This window comes from Streptomyces sp. NPDC097107 (assembly GCF_044762405.1).
Classification (GTDB): domain Bacteria; phylum Actinomycetota; class Actinomycetes; order Streptomycetales; family Streptomycetaceae; genus Streptomyces; species Streptomyces thinghirensis.
Genome location: NZ_JBIWEF010000024.1, coordinates 1 through 17,175, shown reverse-complemented (window position 1 = coordinate 17,175; position 17,175 = coordinate 1). Strand labels below are relative to the sequence as shown.

Here is a 17,175-nt window from a genome sequence, read left to right as displayed (position 1 = left end):
CGAGCCGCCGCGGCGACGAGGGTGGGCGTGCGCGGGAGACGCCCACCCTCCTTCGTGCCCGAGACACCTTCACCACCCGCTGCCGTTCTCCACCAATCCCACCTGAACCAGGGGCCGCCCCCGCCGTCGCGACACGAACACGCCCCGGCCCGGCGGCATCGGGCGCGGGCGCACCCCGCCCAGCAAGTCGCCCTCGGCCGGGTCGCCGCTGAGGACGACGCCCTGGGCGCCGAGTTCCTTGAGGCGCTGCATGAAGGCCTCGTAGCCGGCACGGCCCGCGCCCGCGGTCGAGCGGGCGATGATGAAGCGCACGCCGACGTCCCGGGCAAAGGGCAGGAGTTCGGTCAGGCCCGCCAGCGGGTTGCCGCTCGACGTGGCGACCAGGTCGAAGTCGTCGATGATGATGTACACCGTCGGGCCCTGCCACCAACTGCGGTCGCGCAGCTGCTCGGGTGTGACGTCGGCGGTCGGTGTACGGCGCTGCATCAGCTCGGCCAGCGCGTCCATGTGGTGCTGCATCTGGTTCGACATGGGAACGTACTCGGCCAGGTGCGACGCCGGGGTGACTCCCAGCAGGGAGCGGCGGTTGTCGATGACGAACAGCTTGCAGGAGTCACCGTCGTAGCGCTCGGAGAGCCGCTGGATGAGGAGTCTCAGCAGGTTCGATTTGCCGGACTCACTCTCGCCGAAGATCAGGAAGAACGGGTCCTGCTCGAAGTCCACGAACACCGGTTCCAGGTTGTCCTCGTCGAGTGCGAAGGACACCCCGCGCGGTGGGAACCGGTCCCCCGGAGGAAGCTGGTGTGCCGGGAACTCGCGCGGCAGCAACCGCACCGCGGGCGCACCCGGCTGCTGCCAGTGCCGGGCGACCTCGGTTCCCAGTGCCTGTGTGGCCTCGGCGAGGTCCGTGTCGGAGGACAGCCCGTCGATGCGCGGGACCGCCGCCATGAAGTGCTGCTTCTGCGGGGTCTGGCCCCGCCCGGGCACGCCCGTCGGCACGTTCGCCGCGACCTTCCGGTCGAACTCCGAGTCCATGGTGTCCCCGAGCCGCAGTTCGAGGCGGTTCATCAGGTGGTCCTTGAGGTTGCTGCGGACCTCCATGGAGCGGGACGCGGTGAGGAGCACGTGGACGCCGTAGCCGAGGCCGCGTGCCGCGATGTCCAGCACGAGAGACTCCAGTCCCTCGTAGTCCGCACGAAAGTTGCCCCAGCCGTCGATGACCAGGAAGACGTCGCCCCACGGCTGGTCGGTCACCGAGATGTCCCCTCGCGTGCGGCGCGCGCGGAACTCCGCGATCGACGAGATGCCGGCCGTGCGGAAGTACTCCTCGCGGCGGGTCAGCACGCCGAAGACCTCGGCCGTCGTACGCCGGACCTTCTCGGGGTCGAGTCGTGAGGCCACACCTCCGACATGGGGCAGACCGGCCACCGCCGACAGGCCGCCGCCCCCGAAGTCCAGTCCGTAGAACTGCACTTCGTGCGGCGTGTGCGTGAGTGCGAAGGATGCGACGATCGACCGCAGCAGCGTCGACTTGCCGGACTGCGGTCCGCCCAGGATCTGCATGTGGCCGGCGGCGCCGCCGAAGTTCACCCAGAGCGGGTCCCGGCGCTGCTCGTACGGTTTGTCGACGACGCCGACGGGCACGACGAGTTGACCCGCGCCCTCGTAGCCGGGCTGGGTCAGACCGCGCCCCGCCACCTGGACGAGGCCGGGCAGTAGCGTGTCGAGCGACGGCGGGCTGTCCAGCGGAGGCAGCCATACCTGGTGGGCTGCCGGGCCCTGCGCCTCCAGCCGCCGGACGACGACATCGAGCACGGTGTCGGCGAGGGCGTCGTCGCCCGTCTCGCCCCGACTCTCCTCACGCTGCGGCGGCACCGCCAGGTATCGCACCGGGACCTCGGCGGCGGTGAACAGTACGGGCCGCCGGTCGACCGGTCTGGGGCCGCCGGAGGTCGCCGCCTGCTGAGCACTCGTGCGGTACACGCCCGAAACATACGCGGCCTTGAAGCGCACCATCTCGTCCGTACCGAACTTCAGAAAACCGGAGCCGGGGACGTTCGGCAGTTCGTAGGCGTCGGGGACGCCGAGCGCGGACCGGGACTCGGCTGCGGAGAAGGTGCGCAGACCGATGCGGTACGACAGGTAGGTCTCCAGGCCGCGCAGGCGGCCCTCCTCCAACCGCTGTGAGGCGAGCAGCAGATGGACGCCCAGGGAACGGCCGATCCGGCCGATCTGGACGAACATCTCGATGAAGTCCGGCTTCGCCGTGAGCAGCTCGCTGAACTCGTCGATCACCAGGACGAGGGAGGGAATCGGCTGCAGCGCGGCGCCGGCCGCGCGGGCCTTCTCGTAGTCGTGGATGTTGGCGTAGTTGCCCGCGTCCCGAAGCATCTCCTGACGGCGGTTGAGCTCGCCGCGGATCGAGTCGCCCATCCGGTCGACCAGGGTCAGGTCGTCGGCGAGGTTGGTGATCACGGCTGCGACGTGCGGCAGCTGCGCCATACCGGCGAACGTCGCTCCGCCCTTGAAGTCGGCGAGTACGAAGTTGAGGGTTTCGGAGGTGTGGGTCACGGCAAGGCCGAGGACCAGGGTGCGCAGCAGTTCCGACTTGCCGGAACCGGTCGCGCCCACGCACAGACCGTGCGGCCCCATGCCCTCCTGCGCCGCCTCCTTGAGGTCGAGCATCACGGGCCGGCCGTCCTCCCCGACACCGATGGGCACCCGGAGCCGTTCGGACTGGGAGCGGGGCCGCCAGGTCCGACGCGGATCGACGGAGGCGGCGTCGCCGAGGTTGAGGAGATCGGTGAACTCCAGATTGGCCAGAAGCGGCTCGTCGTCGTCCCCGCCCGTTCCCACGCGCAGCGGCGCCAACTGCCTCGCCAACGCTTCCGCGCTCTCCTGGGAGAGGATGTCGGGGGTGCCCTCGTAGACCGCACCGTGCGCCGCCTCCAGGCGCAGCTCCTTCGGCTGCACGACGAGTGAGAGGTCCCCCCGTCCGATGGTGAGGGTGCCGGGGACCACCTCGACGACGGTCACCCCTTGCAGACCCTCCGCACTCGCCAGAAGCGACGTCGGAGGAAGGGATACCCCGTCGAGCACGATGACCAGGTGCGGTTGTTCGGGTACCGGACGCCCCTGCGGATGAAACCGGGGGCGGCCTTCGAGACGGGCGCCGAGCAGTTCTTCGAGCGTGGTCGGGTCGGCTGTCATCAGACGCCGGGAGCCGGCGCCGTCCGTGACGCCTCCCGCCTGTGCGTGCGGCAGCCACTTCACCCACTCCCATTCCGCCGCCGACTCCCGACCGGTGGCGACGGCGATCACCAGGTCCTCGGGGGAGTGCAGCGCGGCGAGCGATGCGGTGACGGCCCGGGCGGTGCCGCGTACGGTGACCGGCTCGCCGCTGATCGTCAGGTGGTAGAACGCCCGCAGGGAGACCGCCATCGGGAGTTCATCGAGGGTGCTGTGTGTGGCGAGGAAGCGGTGCATGGCACCCGCGGTCAGCGGTTCCAGCTCGTCCACCGGAGCGGTATGAGGCGGCACCAGGGGGGTGGCCAGGGACTGCGGGCCGAGACCCACCCGAACCTGGGCGAAGTCCTCGTCGCCCGTACGCCGCTCCCACAGGCGGCTGCCCTCGGCGACCAGCGCCCACATCTGGTCCGGCGAAGGATGCAGGTAGTACTGCGCGTCACGCTGCGCCTTCGCCGTCTCATGAGCGGTGCGCCTGGTCTGCGACAGGTAGCGGAGGTAGTCCCTGCGAATGTCGGCCATCTGCCCCTGGTTGCCGCGGCGGTAGCGCACCAGCATCGCGACGCCCATGGCGATCGTGGACGCGATCATCACCATGCCCATGATCTTCATGATGGGCTGGGCCGAGGGGTTGAAGAAGAACACCACGGACCCACCCATGCCGAGCATGGGCAGGAGTTGCATCCACGCGCCCTCCTGCTGCCCGCGCGGGAGCTCCGGCGGGGACTGCAGGTGGACCTCCTCCGTGGGCACGTTCTTCGGCAGCGCCCGAGGTGGGCGCTTGACGACGATGTGGCTCACTCCGCACCAATTCCCTTGCAGGCCGGACCTGTTCCGTCCACCGTCCGTCTCCCGGTGCACGTCGATCGCGAAGAGCGATCCTACTGACACATACGGACAGCAGTGAGCGGTAGGGTGCCGACGAGACGCGTGAGCAGTTGCGAACCCACCTGGGACCAAGTGAACTCCGCGGACAGCGCAACGCTGGACATGAGCAGCCCTACGAGGGGGACAACGGGTGAGCATGACGGCCTCCGCGCCGACCGGCGCGACAGGCGGAGCACGCACGGGGGCCGGAAGCCCGGCCGCAGCGGGTTCGGGGCTCGGTTTCTGCCGGGTCACGATCGTGGCGCCCGACAGCCGCATCGACGTAGCCCTGCCCGATGACGTGCCGGTCGCCGATCTGTACCCGGAGATCCTGCGGTTCTCCCGGCAGAGTCCCGCCGAGGGCGCGCCGGTTGGTTATCACCTCGTTCGCCGTGACGGGGCCGTCCTCGACAGCGCCCGGTCTTTCGCAGCGCAGCGCATCCTGGACGGCGAGCTGCTCACGCTGCGTCCGTTCGCCGATTCGCTGCCCCCGGCCGTCTACGACGACGTCTCGGAGGCGGTTGCCTCCGCCGTCGCCCATGACCGCATGTTGTGGGACGACGCGCTCACGCGCGTGGCCGGCCTGGTCGGGGCGGGGGTGCTCCCCGTGCTGCTGGCCTTTGTGGCCTGGAGCTCCCATGTCCGCCATGACATGCACAGCGTGCAGGGCGTACTCGCCGCGGTCGCCAGCGTCCTGCTCGTCACCTTCGCGTGCCTCCGAGCGCGTGTGTACAAGGACCGGGGCTCCGCGGTCGCCCTCGGACTGGGCGCGCTCCCGAACGTCGCCGTGGCGGGTTCCGGACTGGTCCCGCTCGCCCAGGGGCAGGGCATCGGACGGCTCCAGTTCCTCCTCGCGTGCGCGGCGGTTCTCGTCGTTTCCGTCCTGCTCACACTGGTGTCACCGAGCGGCGACAGTGCTTTCGTGGCGTTCGTCTTCGCCGCCGCTGTCGGCCTGCTCGTGACGTTCGTAGCGATACTGACGCACCTGGAGCCCATGGAGACGGCCGCGGTCGGCGCGGTCCTGGCAGTGTGCGCCCTCGCCTTCCTGCCCGGACTGTCCCTGCGCTTCGCACGGCTGCCCATCGGCTGGGAACCACCCAACCGACCGCGTGCCTCCTACGCGGCGGACGAGACCGACGCCCCGGAACCAGTGGACGTCGATCGCATCGCCGCCCAGGCCCGCCGCGGCCACGAACTCCTCGCGGGGCTGGTCGGAGGCTGCGCGCTGGTCTCCGTGGGCGCGTCGATCGTCCTCGCCTTCACCGGAAATGTCTGGGCGCAGCTGTTGACGCTCGCTACCGGCATCGCGATGGTGATGCGGGCGCAGCTGTTTCGCTACACCACACAGGTCGCAGCCACGCTGGCCGCCGGGCTCGCCTGTCTGGTCGCCCTCGGCCTGGGACTGGCGATGACCCCGCCGGCGGAGGTCTGGCACGACGCGCTCAAGGGCGACACCGGCGCCCTCGACATTCGCAGCGTGTGGCTGGTGGCGGCAGTCGCCGCAGCGGTGGCTCTGGTCACCACGGTTGGCCTGATCACTTCCCGCCGCGGTGTAACGCCTTTCTGGGGGCGTTTCATGGAGATCGCCGAAGTCTTCGTGCTCCTGACACTGATTCCCCTGGCCCTCGCCGTCTTCGACGTCTATGCCGCAGTACGGTCGATGACAGGCTGAGGATGCTTCGCGCGGCGCGGTGAGAGCAGCGGGCGACCCGGCACCGTGCCGTACCGATGGTAGGACGGGCGGCGCGTGGCGGGCCGCCCGTCCGCGCTCTACTCGGCGCCGTTCCCGGCGCCTCGCGGCGCCGGCTCCAGGTCGAACTCCCCGTCCCGCGCACCGAGCACGAACGCCCGCCACTCCGCCTCCGTGTACCGCAGCACGGTGTCCGGGTCGAGCGACGACCGCATCGCGACGGCGCCCTCGGGGAGGTAGGCGATCTCGACCCGTTCCTCGTGCTCCTCGGTGCCGGGCGCGCTGTGCCACTCGACGCCGGAGATGTCGAGGGAGTAGAGCTCGTCCCGCTCCCGTTCCTTGCGCGCCTTGAGTTCCCGGTCCTCGGCATCGACCATGGTTGCTCGGTCCTTCCTGCACTGCGGCGGTCTGTGCGGTCACCCTACTGGCCGTCGTTCTCCCTGCTCAGCGGTTTGTGGATGTCCGTCACCGCACGGGCGACGGCCCGGTCACCGAGCCCACGGGAAGGGGCCCTGGTCCCGCGGTGAAGGCCCGCCGGGCCTGCGGGAAGGGACGTCCGCCCAGGCTGGTACGCTGTGTGACGGCCGTATGTGTACGCGCCCCCGGAGCCAGGAGCCCTGGAGGACGCGCCCAGCGGATCCCCGCCTTCCGAGTCACGGAAGATCCCCCGAGACGTAGACCGGGGGCACTCGGTTGGCATTCTCAGACCAAGAGGAGTACGCGTGTCGCTCGACGCCGCAGTGAAGAAGCAGATCATCACCGAGTTCGGTACCAAGGAGGGCGACACCGGCTCCCCCGAGGTCCAGGTCGCTCTGCTGTCCCGTCGGATCTCCGACCTGACCGAGCACCTCAAGACCCACAAGCACGACCACCACTCCCGTCGTGGTCTGCTGATCCTGGTCGGCCAGCGCCGCCGGCTGCTGCAGTACCTCGCCAAGAAGGACATCCAGCGCTTCCGTGCGCTGGTCGAGCGCCTCGGCATCCGCCGCGGTGCGGCGGGCGCCAAGTAAGACGCCGTGAAGGGAGCGGTTCCCATCGTTCGGGGGCCGCTCCCTTTGCTGTACGTGCGCTCTGTCGCCGCCGCTTTGTAGTGTGGTAGCAGAAGACAAGACGCACGATGTAAGACGCACGACGTACACGACGTACGACACAACGAACGAGAACGAGGAGAAGCGCGCCCAGCCGCCGCCGGTCCTCGGTAGTGGCCCCCGGGGGCAGAACCCCGGGTGCTTCGATCGAAGACCGGCCCGCACTGCACGGAGCGCTTCTCCGCCACCGTCCCCCCGCCACACGGGCGAGGAGGGACGAAAGACGACAAGTAACGGAGAAAATGCTAGTGGAGAACGAGACCCACTACGCCGAGGCCGTCATCGACAACGGCGTATTCGGCACCCGCACCATCCGCTTCGAGACGGGCCGGCTGGCCAGGCAGGCCGCCGGTTCCGCCGTGGCGTACCTGGACGACGACACCATGGTGCTGTCGGCCACCAGTGCCTCCAAGAACCCCAAGGACCAGCTCGACTTCTTCCCCCTCACGGTGGACGTCGAGGAGCGGATGTACGCCGCCGGCAAGATCCCCGGCAGCTTCTTCCGCCGTGAGGGCCGGCCGTCCGAGGACGCCGTCCTCACCTGCCGCCTGATCGACCGGCCGCTGCGCCCGTCCTTCAAGAAGGGCCTGCGCAACGAGATCCAGGTCGTCGCCACGATCATGGCCCTCAACCCCGACCACCTGTACGACGTCGTGGCGATCAACGCCGCCTCCGCGTCCACGCAGCTGGCCGGCCTGCCCTTCTCCGGCCCGATCGGCGGCGTCCGCGTCGCGCTGATCCGCGGCCAGTGGGTGGCCTTCCCGACGCACACCGAGCTCGAGGACGCCGTCTTCGACATGGTCGTCGCGGGCCGCGCCCTGGAAGACGGCGACGTCGCGATCATGATGGTCGAGGCCGAGGCCACCGAGAAGACCATCAAGCTGGTCGAGGGCGGCGCCGAGGCGCCCACCGAGGAGGTCGTCGCCGCCGGTCTGGACGCCGCGAAGCCCTTCATCAAGGTGCTGTGCCGCGCCCAGGCCGACCTCGCCGCGAAGGCCGCCAAGCCGACCGGTGAGTTCCCGGTCTTCCTGGACTACCAGGACGACATCCTCGAGGCGCTCAGCGGCGCCGTCCGCCCCGAGCTCAGCCAGGCGCTCACCATCGCCGGCAAGCAGGAGCGCGAGGCCGAGCTGGACCGCGTCAAGGCGCTCGCCGCCGAAAAGCTCCTGCCGGAGTTCGAGGGCCGCGAGAAGGAGATCTCCGCCGCGTACCGCTCGCTGACCAAGTCCCTGGTCCGTGAGCGCGTCATCAAGGAGAAGAAGCGCATCGACGGCCGCGGTGTCACCGACATCCGCACCCTGGCCGCCGAGGTCGAGGCCATCCCGCGCGTGCACGGTTCCGCGCTGTTCGAGCGTGGCGAGACCCAGATCCTGGGCGTCACCACCCTCAACATGCTCCGCATGGAGCAGCAGCTGGACACCCTCTCCCCGGTGACCCGCAAGCGCTACATGCACAACTACAACTTCCCGCCGTACTCCGTCGGCGAGACCGGCCGCGTCGGCTCCCCGAAGCGCCGCGAGATCGGCCACGGCGCCCTCGCCGAGCGCGCCATCGTGCCGGTGCTGCCGACGCGCGAGGAGTTCCCGTACGCGATCCGTCAGGTGTCCGAGGCCCTCGGCTCCAACGGCTCGACGTCCATGGGCTCGGTCTGCGCCTCCACCATGTCGCTGCTGAACGCCGGTGTGCCGCTGAAGGCCCCCGTCGCCGGTATCGCCATGGGCCTGATCTCCCAGGAGATCAACGGCGAGACGCACTACGTCGCCCTCACCGACATCCTCGGTGCGGAGGACGCCTTCGGCGACATGGACTTCAAGGTCGCCGGCACCAAGGAGTTCGTCACCGCCCTCCAGCTGGACACCAAGCTGGACGGCATCCCCGCCTCCGTCCTGGCCGCCGCCCTCAAGCAGGCCCGTGACGCCCGCCTCCACATCCTCGACGTGATGATGGAAGCGATCGACACGCCGGACGAGATGTCCCCGAACGCGCCGCGGATCATCACCGTGAAGATCCCCGTCGACAAGATCGGTGAGGTCATCGGCCCCAAGGGCAAGATGATCAACCAGATCCAGGAGGACACGGGCGCCGACATCACGATCGAGGACGACGGCACCATCTACATCGGTGCCGCCCAGGGCTCGCAGGCCGAGGCCGCCCGCGCCACGATCAACGGCATCGCCAACCCGACCATGCCCGAGGTCGGCGAGCGCTACCTGGGCACCGTCGTGAAGACGACGACCTTCGGCGCGTTCGTCTCCCTGCTGCCCGGCAAGGACGGTCTGCTGCACATCTCGCAGATCCGCAAGCTGGCCGGCGGCAAGCGCGTGGAGAACGTCGAGGACGTCCTCGGTGTGGGCCAGAAGGTCCAGGTCGAGATCGCCGAGATCGACTCCCGCGGCAAGCTCTCCCTGATCCCCGTGATCGAGGGCGAAGAGGGCGACGACGAGAAGAAGGACGACGCCGACCAGTGACGTCCCGTGGCTCCGAGGCGACGGCCCGCACCTCTTCGGAGGCGCGGGCCGTCGCCCGTACCCAAACCCTGATCAAGGGCGAGCACGGCATCGGTACGGTCCGCAAGACCACCCTCCCGGGCGGCCTGCGCATCGTCACCGAGACCCTCCCCTCGGTCCGCTCGGCGACCTTCGGCATCTGGGCGCACGTCGGCTCCCGCGACGAGACCCCGGCCCTGAACGGCGCCACCCACTACCTGGAGCACCTGCTCTTCAAGGGCACCGGCAAGCGAAGCGCCCTGGACATCTCCTCCGCCATCGACGCCGTCGGCGGCGAGATGAACGCGTTCACGGCGAAGGAGTACACGTGCTACTACGCACGCGTGCTCGACAACGACCTGCCGCTCGCCATCGACGTGGTCTGCGACATGCTGACCGGCTCGCTCATCCGCGAGGACGATGTGGACGTCGAGCGCGGCGCGATCCTCGAAGAGATCGCGATGACCGAGGACGACGCAGGCGACTGCGTGCACGACCTGTTCGCGCACACCATGTTCGGCGACAACGCCCTCGGCCGCCCCGTCCTCGGCACCGTCGACACGGTCAACGCCCTCACCGCCGACCGTATCCGCCGCTTCTACAAGAAGCACTACGACCCCACGCACCTGGTGGTCGCCGCCGCCGGCAACGTCGACCACAACAAGGTCGTACGCCAGGTCCGCGCCGCCTTCGAGAAGGCCGGCGCCTTCCGGGAGCCGGTGGCCGCCCCCATCGCCCCGCGCGACGGGCGGCGCACGATCCGTGCCGCGGGCCGGGTGGAGCTGATCGGCCGCAAGACCGAGCAGGCGCACGTCATCCTCGGCATGCCGGGCCTGGCCCGCACCGACGAGCGTCGCTGGGCGATGGGCGTCCTCAACACCGCCCTCGGCGGCGGCATGTCCTCCCGCCTCTTCCAGGAGGTCCGCGAGAAACGCGGTCTGGCCTACAGCGTGTACTCGTACACCTCCGGCTTCGCCGACTGCGGCCTCTTCGGCGTCTACGCGGGCTGCCGGCCCTCCCAGGTGCACGACGTGCTGAAGATCTGCCGCGACGAACTCGACCACGTCGCCGAGCACGGCCTCACCGACGACGAGATCGGCCGCGCCGTCGGCCAGCTCCAGGGCTCCACGGTCCTCGGCCTGGAGGACACCGGCGCGCTGATGAACCGTATCGGCAAGAGCGAACTGTGCTGGGGCGAGCAGATGTCCGTCGACGACATGCTGGCCCGGATAGCCTCGGTCACGCCGGACGACGTCCGCGCCGTCGCCCGCGAAGTCCTGGGACGCAGGCCCTCGCTGTCGGTCATCGGCCCGCTGAAGGACAAGCAGGCGTCCCGGCTGCACGACGCCGTCGCCTGACACCCCCGGTCTCTCGGTAAGGAAGCGAACACAACATGAGCAAGCTGCGCGTGGCCGTCCTCGGTGCCAAGGGCCGGATCGGCTCCGAGGCGGTACGGGCGGTCGAGGCCGCCGAGGACATGGAGCTGGTCGCCGCCCTCGGGCGGAACGACAGCCTGGACACGCTGGCGGAGACCGGCGCCCAGGTCGCCGTCGAGCTGACCACCCCCGCCTCGGTGATGGACAACCTCGACTACTGCGTACGCCACGGCATCCACGCCGTCGTCGGCACCACCGGCTGGACCGACGAGCGCCTCGCACAGCTGAACGCCTGGCTCGACGGCTCCCCGGAGACGGGCGTGCTCATCGCGCCCAACTTCTCCATCGGCGCCGTGCTCACCATGAAGTTCGCGCAGCTCGCCGCCCCGTACTTCGAGTCCGTCGAGGTCGTCGAGCTGCACCACCCGAACAAGGTCGACGCCCCCAGCGGCACCGCCACCCGCACCGCACAGCTGATCGCCGAGGTCCGGCAGAAGGCAGGCTCCGCTCCGGCGCCCGACGCCACTGCCACCGCCCTGGACGGCGCCCGCGGCGCGAACGTCGACGGCGTCCCGGTCCACGCCATCCGCCTGCGCGGCCTACTGGCTCACCAGGAGGTCCTGCTGGGCGGCGAGGGCGAAACCCTCACCGTCCGGCACGACTCCCTGCACCACAGCAGCTTCATGCCCGGCATCCTGCTGGGCGTCCGCCGCGTGGTGACCACCCCGGGCCTCACCTTCGGCCTGGAACACTTCCTGGACCTGAACTGAGCCCGGGACCGAGACCCGAACCGAGCCCTTGACCCTCATGCGCGCGAAACTCACCTACGTCATCACGGCCGCCGTCCTGGTCTTCTACTTCGCCCTGGCCGGCAGCCGCGGTGTGCTGCTCATCGGCACCGGCACCGTCCTCACCGTGACCTTCGGCGTCGCGGTGCTGATCCTGCCGGTGATCGGCCTGTGGTTCCTCTGGAAGAACACCCAGTTCGTCCGCAAGGCCAACCAGCTCGCCGCGGAGCTCGACGCCGAGGGCGGACTGCCCGTCGACGAGCTGAAGCGCACCCCGAGCGGCCGCGTCGACCGGGACTCGGCCGACGAGGTCTTCGCCCTGCGCAAGGCCGAGACGGAGGACGCCCCCGGCGACTGGCGCAGCTGGTTCCGCCTCGCCGTCGCCTACCACGACGCCCGCGACACCCCGCGCGCCCGCAAGGCGATGCAGCGGGCGATCGCCCTGCACGACGGCAAGCACGTCGAGGCGGCCTGACCAGACCGAAAAAGCCGGGGGCCGGACCGCAGCTGCGGTCCGGCCCCCGGCTTTTTCGGTCGCCTGTCGCCTGTCGCCTTCGCCTGTCGCCTGTCGTCGGAGCTCAGCCTCGCCGGTACTCTGCGGCCCACGCCTCCACGGCGTCGGCCGCCCGGTCGAAGGCGTCCTCCCGCCCGAGGAAGTCGGCGTTGTGCGTGGTCAGCAGCGGAGGCGAGGTCTCAGCGGCCCGGCCCTGCCGGACGAGGAGCAGCGCCTGGCCCTGCACCGTGCGCGGCAGCCCCAGCCAGCGCACCGGCTGCTGCACCGTGCGCACGCTGGAGACCTGCTGCCAGGCCACGGTGCGCGTGCGGAAGAAGCTCACGTGCCGCACCCCGTGCGCGCTCACCCACGCGCCCATGCGCAGCAGCCGCAGAGCGCAGGCGATCGCGACCATCGCGACGCCGAAGACCACACCGGTGGAGGACAGTGAGTCCGTCGCCGCGATGATGATCGCCGCGAACAGTACGAACGAGGCGAGCAGCAGCATCAGCGCCGCCACCCCCACGCGCCACGGCCCCGGCCGGTAGGGCCGGCGCCAGAGGTCGCGGTCGTCGTACGGCAGCGCGACGTCGTCGTCGGCGTCGAAGGCGCGGTCGGCCGTCAGGAAGGGCAGGGGCACGGCTGGTCCTCACTCGTTCCATGGCATGTGCTGTGCCCGGTGAGGCTACCGACCTGTGTCTCCGGTCACCACCCTCGGGGTCCGGATGGAGTCAGGACCGGCCCGTCGACGCCGCTCAGCGCCGGTCGGACGCCTGTGACGGCTGTTTGTGCGACGAGGGCTGGTCGGCGGAGAGAGCGGGCATCCCGATCACCAGGGAGCCCACGATTCCGGCGACGACGGTGAGTCCGAGCAACCAGCGCCCGGCCAGCTGACCGAAGGACGCCCGCTCGCGCGGCGGGGGTGTGACATTGCTGCGGAACCTGTCGGCTTCGGCGACGAAGGCGAACGGCACGGGTTCACGCCGGCGGATCATGGAGGCTGCGTCTCCCTTCAGGGATGAATGTTTCGCTGTTACTCATACAGACGAACGAACGGCCCCTCGGGTGCCCTCTTTCACCGATTTCATCGCGGCACTGCATCGAACGCCCCATTCGGCGGGCCGATGGCCGACGAGCCGTAGAGTGGCCTCGCCGAACGACAAGATGGGAAGGCCCTGCACCCGTGACCGACACCCCCGCCGACGACTTCAAGATCGACCTCCGCAGCGACGTGACCGTCGAACTGGTCAAGAGCAGCGCGACCGACTCCGACGTCCTGTTCGCCGCCCGTGTCTCGACCGTCGGGGAGCAGTCCCTGGACGAGCTGAAGAAGGACCCGGAGCGCTCGAAGGGCCTGATCAACTACCTCATGCGGGACCGGCACGGCAGCCCGTTCGAGCACAACTCGATGACCTTCTTCATCAGTGCCCCGATCTTCGTCTTCCGCGAGTTCATGCGGCACCGCGTCGGCTGGTCGTACAACGAGGAATCGGGCCGCTACCGGGAGCTCCAGCCGGTCTTCTACGTGCCTGGGCAGGACCGCAAGCTGGTCCAGCAGGGCCGCCCGGGCAAGTACGTCTTCGTCGAGGGCACCACCGAGCAGCACGAGCTGGTCAGCCGGTCGATGGAGGACTCCTACCGCCAGGCTTACCGCACGTACCAGGAGATGCTCGCCGCCGGCGTCGCCCGCGAGGTGGCCCGCGCGGTACTCCCCGTCGGCCTGTACTCGTCGATGTACGCCACCTGCAACGCGCGCTCGATGATGCACTTCCTCGGCCTGCGCACCCAGCACGAGCTGGCCAAGGTCCCCTCCTTCCCACAGCGGGAGATCGAGATGGTCGGTGAGAAGATGGAAGAGGAGTGGGCACGGCTCATGCCGCTCACCCACGCCGCCTTCAACGCGAACGGTCGCGTGGCGCCGTAACGCGCCCTCGGCGCCCGATCGGGCACAGATGTACGCATCAGCCGTGCGAAGTGTCCGTATTGCGGCGTTTGGAGAAGTTCATCTAGCCTGATCAATGGGACCCGGCACTGCCTGAACCCCCGAGCAGGCAGTGCCGGGCTCCACTTCCGTTCCGACCTGCTGCCTCCCCCGAGGGCAGACCCCGCCCTGAGCAACGAGTAGCGTGTAACCCATGGCTCCGACCTCCACTCCGCAGACCCCCTTCGGGCGGGTCCTCACCGCCATGGTCACGCCCTTCGCGGCGGACGGCGCACTCGACCTCGACGGCGCTCAGCGGCTCGCCGCCCACCTGGTGGACGCAGGCAACGACGGCCTGATCATCAACGGCACCACCGGTGAGTCCCCCACCACCAGCGACGCGGAGAAAACGGACCTCGTACGAGCCGTCCTGGAGGCCGTCGGCGACCGGGCACACGTCGTCGCCGGAGTCGGCACGAACAACACCCAGCACAGCATCGAGCTGGCCCGCGCCGCCGAGCGCGTCGGTGCCCACGGCCTCCTGCTCGTCACGCCGTACTACAACAAGCCCCCGCAGGAGGGCCTGTACCAGCACTTCACGGCCATCGCCGACGCCGCCGGGCTGCCGGTCATGCTCTACGACATCCCCGGCCGCAGCGGCGTCCCGATCAACACCGAGACGCTGGTCCGCCTCGCGGAGCACCCGCGGATCGTCGCGAACAAGGACGCCAAGGGCGACCTCGGCCGCGCCAGCTGGGCCATCGCGCGCTCCGGCCTCGCCTGGTACTCCGGCGACGACATGCTCAACCTGCCGCTGCTCTCCGTGGGCGCGGTCGGCTTCGTCTCGGTCGTCGGCCACGTCGTCACGCCCGAACTGCGCGCCATGGTGGACGCGCACGTCGCCGGTGACGTACAGAAGGCACTGGAGATCCACCAGAAGCTGCTCCCGGTCTTCACCGGCATGTTCCGCACCCAGGGCGTCATGACCACCAAGGCCGCGCTCGCCCTCCTGGGACTGCCCGCCGGACCGCTGCGCGCACCCATGGTCGGCCTCACGCCCGAGGAGACCGAGCAGCTCAAGATCGATCTTGCCGCCGGCGGGGTACAGCTCTGACAACAGACTTCGCACGACCGCACCACCGCGCGACCGGACTTCACAACTGAATACGCGGGCCACCGGTGCCCGCACCCCACCACGACAACTGCTTCTGCACGAACGTCACGCGCGCCACGTGCCCACCGGTACGTGGCGCGCGTGGTTGAGGAGAGTCTTTTGAGTCATCCGCATCCTGAACTGGGCCGTCCCCCTGCGCTCCCCAAGGGCGGCCTCCGGGTCACGCCCCTCGGCGGCCTCGGCGAGATCGGCCGCAACATGACGGTCTTCGAGTACGGCGGCCGTCTGCTGATCGTTGACTGCGGGGTGCTCTTCCCGGAGGAGGAGCAGCCCGGAATCGACCTGATCCTGCCGGACTTCTCGTCCATCCGGGACCGCCTCGACGACATCGAGGGCATCGTCCTCACTCATGGCCACGAGGACCACATCGGCGGTGTCCCCTTCCTCCTCCGGGAGAAGCCGGACATCCCGCTGATCGGTTCCAAGCTGACCCTCGCGCTCATCGAGGCCAAGCTCCAGGAACACCGGATCCGCCCGTACACCCTCGAGGTGGCGGAGGGGCACCGCGAGCGCATCGGCCCCTTCGACTGCGAGTTCGTTGCGGTCAACCACTCCATCCCGGACGCGCTGGCCGTCGCCATCCGCACCCCCGCGGGCATGGCGGTCCACACCGGCGACTTCAAAATGGACCAGCTCCCGCTGGACGGCCGCCTCACGGACCTGCACGCCTTCGCGCGCTTGAGCGAGGAGGGCATCGACCTCCTCCTCTCCGACTCGACGAACGCCGAGGTCCCCGGGTTCGTCCCGCCCGAGAAGGACATCTCCAACGTCCTGCGCCAGGTCTTCGCCGGTGCCCGCAAGCGGATCATCGTGGCGAGCTTCGCCAGCCACGTCCACCGCATCCAGCAGATCCTGGACGCGGCACACGAGTACGGCCGCCGGGTCGCCTTCGTCGGCCGTTCCATGGTCCGCAACATGGGCATCGCCCGGGACCTCGGCTACCTCAAGGTCCCGCCGGGTCTCGTCGTCGATGTCAAGACGCTCGACGACCTGCCGGACAGCGAAGTGGTCCTGGTCTGCACGGGCTCCCAGGGCGAACCGATGGCCGCCCTGTCCCGCATGGCCAACCGCGACCACCAGATCCGCATCGTCAACGGCGACACCGTGATCCTGGCCTCGTCCCTCATCCCGGGCAACGAGAACGCGGTCTACCGCGTGATCAACGGCCTGACCCGCTGGGGCGCGAACGTCGTCCACAAGGGCAACGCCAAGGTCCACGTCTCGGGCCACGCCTCGGCCGGTGAGCTGCTGTACTTCTACAACATCTGCCGGCCCAGAAACCTGATGCCGGTCCACGGCGAATGGCGCCACCTGCGTGCCAACGCCGAACTGGGCGCCCTGACCGGCGTTCCGCACGACCGCATCGTCATCGCCGAGGACGGCGTCGTCGTCGACCTCGTCGAGGGCAAGGCCAAGATCTCCGGCAAGGTCCAGGCGGGATACGTCTACGTCGACGGCCTCTCGGTCGGTGACGTGGGCGAGCCGGCCCTCAAGGACCGCAAGATCCTCGGCGACGAGGGCATCATCTCGGTCTTCGTGGTCATCGACTCGTCCACCGGAAAGATCACCGGCGGCCCGCATGTCCAGGCCCGGGGCTCGGGCATCGAGGACTCGGCGTTCGCCGCGGTGCTCCCCAAGGTCACCGAGGTACTGGAACGCTCGGCCCAGGACGGGGTCGTCGAACCCCACCAGCTTCAGCAGCTGGTGCGCAGGACCCTCGGCAAGTGGGTCTCGGACACGTACCGACGCCGGCCGATGATCCTCCCTGTGGTCGTGGAGGTCTGACGGGCCGTCGGGCCTCCGACAGCGTCAACCTGGAGCGGGGCGCCTCGATTTGCATCGGGGCGCCCCGCTCCAGTACGTTTACACCTCCGCTCGGACGGGCACCCGATCTCTTCGTGGATCGGAGCCGGCCAGGAGGGCGGGAAATCCGACTCAGAATCTCTGATAAAGTCGGAACCGCCGGAAAGGGAAACGCGAAAGCGGGAACCTGGAAAGCACCGAGGAAATCGGATCGGAAAGATCTGATAGAGTCGGAAACGCAAG

At 69.4% G+C, this 17,175-nt stretch carries 13 protein-coding genes; 9 read left to right on the top strand and 4 right to left on the bottom strand.

What is annotated here, in order from left to right; genetic code table 11:
• Nucleotides 1-69: 69 nt before the first annotated feature.
• Entirely contained in the window at nucleotides 70-4,047 is a 3,978-nt protein-coding gene (gene eccCa / locus ACIQ1J_RS34205) for a type VII secretion protein EccCa (RefSeq protein ID WP_403563098.1), read from the bottom strand.
• Between the two features lie 223 nt (nucleotides 4,048-4,270).
• Between eccCa and eccD the strand changes: the two genes are divergently transcribed.
• Entirely contained in the window at nucleotides 4,271-5,785 is a 1,515-nt protein-coding gene (gene eccD, locus ACIQ1J_RS34200; RefSeq protein ID WP_403563156.1) for a type VII secretion integral membrane protein EccD, read from the top strand.
• Between the two features lie 98 nt (nucleotides 5,786-5,883).
• Here eccD and ACIQ1J_RS34195 read toward each other — a convergent pair whose 3' ends face one another.
• Complete coding sequence (locus ACIQ1J_RS34195) at nucleotides 5,884-6,180, bottom strand: DUF397 domain-containing protein (protein WP_403563096.1); 297 nt, start codon at nucleotides 6,178-6,180, stop codon at nucleotides 5,884-5,886.
• 345 nt (nucleotides 6,181-6,525) lie between these two features.
• Between ACIQ1J_RS34195 and rpsO the strand changes: the two genes are divergently transcribed.
• The 5 genes from rpsO (at nucleotide 6,526) to ACIQ1J_RS34170 (ending at nucleotide 12,016) form a co-directional block, all read left to right on the top strand.
• Nucleotides 6,526-6,813: a 30S ribosomal protein S15 gene (gene rpsO, locus ACIQ1J_RS34190; protein WP_019330982.1), complete on the top strand. Its 288-nt coding sequence runs from the start codon at nucleotides 6,526-6,528 to the stop codon at nucleotides 6,811-6,813.
• Nucleotides 6,814-7,139: 326 nt separating this feature from the next.
• Nucleotides 7,140-9,359 carry a polyribonucleotide nucleotidyltransferase gene (locus ACIQ1J_RS34185; RefSeq protein WP_121749477.1) on the top strand — a complete coding sequence of 740 codons (2,220 nt, stop codon included), beginning with the start codon at nucleotides 7,140-7,142 and terminating at the stop codon, nucleotides 9,357-9,359.
• A complete protein-coding gene (locus ACIQ1J_RS34180; protein WP_403563093.1) occupies nucleotides 9,356-10,735 on the top strand; it encodes a M16 family metallopeptidase in 1,380 nt (459 codons plus the stop codon). Before ACIQ1J_RS34185 ends, ACIQ1J_RS34180 begins: the two co-directional genes overlap by 4 nt.
• A 35-nt stretch (nucleotides 10,736-10,770) precedes the next feature.
• Nucleotides 10,771-11,523, top strand: a complete 753-nt coding sequence (gene dapB, locus ACIQ1J_RS34175; RefSeq protein WP_403563091.1) for a 4-hydroxy-tetrahydrodipicolinate reductase — start codon at nucleotides 10,771-10,773, stop codon at nucleotides 11,521-11,523.
• 37 nt (nucleotides 11,524-11,560) lie between these two features.
• A complete protein-coding gene (locus tag ACIQ1J_RS34170; protein ID WP_403563089.1) occupies nucleotides 11,561-12,016 on the top strand; it encodes a hypothetical protein in 456 nt (151 codons plus the stop codon).
• A 103-nt stretch (nucleotides 12,017-12,119) separates the two neighbouring features.
• Here ACIQ1J_RS34170 and ACIQ1J_RS34165 read toward each other — a convergent pair whose 3' ends face one another.
• Both ACIQ1J_RS34165 and ACIQ1J_RS34160 read right to left on the bottom strand, forming a co-directional pair.
• Nucleotides 12,120-12,674, bottom strand: coding sequence for a hypothetical protein (locus ACIQ1J_RS34165; protein ID WP_403563087.1), 555 nt, complete (start codon nucleotides 12,672-12,674; stop codon nucleotides 12,120-12,122).
• A 115-nt stretch (nucleotides 12,675-12,789) separates the two neighbouring features.
• Nucleotides 12,790-13,029: a hypothetical protein gene (locus ACIQ1J_RS34160; RefSeq protein WP_403563085.1), complete on the bottom strand. Its 240-nt coding sequence runs from the start codon at nucleotides 13,027-13,029 to the stop codon at nucleotides 12,790-12,792.
• Nucleotides 13,030-13,217: 188 nt separating this feature from the next.
• Between ACIQ1J_RS34160 and thyX the strand changes: the two genes are divergently transcribed.
• From thyX to ACIQ1J_RS34145, 3 genes are all read left to right on the top strand, one after another.
• Complete coding sequence (thyX, locus tag ACIQ1J_RS34155) at nucleotides 13,218-13,958, top strand: FAD-dependent thymidylate synthase (protein ID WP_210963903.1); 741 nt, start codon at nucleotides 13,218-13,220, stop codon at nucleotides 13,956-13,958.
• 211 nt (nucleotides 13,959-14,169) lie between these two features.
• Nucleotides 14,170-15,069: a 4-hydroxy-tetrahydrodipicolinate synthase gene (gene dapA, locus ACIQ1J_RS34150; protein WP_403563083.1), complete on the top strand. Its 900-nt coding sequence runs from the start codon at nucleotides 14,170-14,172 to the stop codon at nucleotides 15,067-15,069.
• Nucleotides 15,070-15,228: 159 nt separating this feature from the next.
• Nucleotides 15,229-16,914 (top strand): ribonuclease J, encoded by a 1,686-nt coding sequence (locus tag ACIQ1J_RS34145; RefSeq protein WP_121749484.1) that lies wholly within the window; start codon nucleotides 15,229-15,231, stop codon nucleotides 16,912-16,914.
• Nucleotides 16,915-17,175 lie beyond the last annotated feature (261 nt).

Bases quoted from the DNA above. Each gene is read 5' to 3' on its own strand.
- dapB (WP_403563091.1), top strand. From the start codon at position 10,771: ATGAGCAAGCTGCGCGTGGCCGTCCTCGGTGCCAAGGGCCGGATCGGC.
- dapA (WP_403563083.1), top strand. From the start codon at position 14,170: ATGGCTCCGACCTCCACTCCGCAGACCCCCTTCGGGCGGGTCCTCACC.
- ACIQ1J_RS34170 (WP_403563089.1), top strand. From the start codon at position 11,561: ATGCGCGCGAAACTCACCTACGTCATCACGGCCGCCGTCCTGGTCTTC.
- ACIQ1J_RS34195 (WP_403563096.1), bottom strand. From the start codon at position 6,180: ATGGTCGATGCCGAGGACCGGGAACTCAAGGCGCGCAAGGAACGGGAG.
- ACIQ1J_RS34160 (WP_403563085.1), bottom strand. From the start codon at position 13,029: ATGATCCGCCGGCGTGAACCCGTGCCGTTCGCCTTCGTCGCCGAAGCC.
- eccD (WP_403563156.1), top strand. From the start codon at position 4,271: ATGACGGCCTCCGCGCCGACCGGCGCGACAGGCGGAGCACGCACGGGG.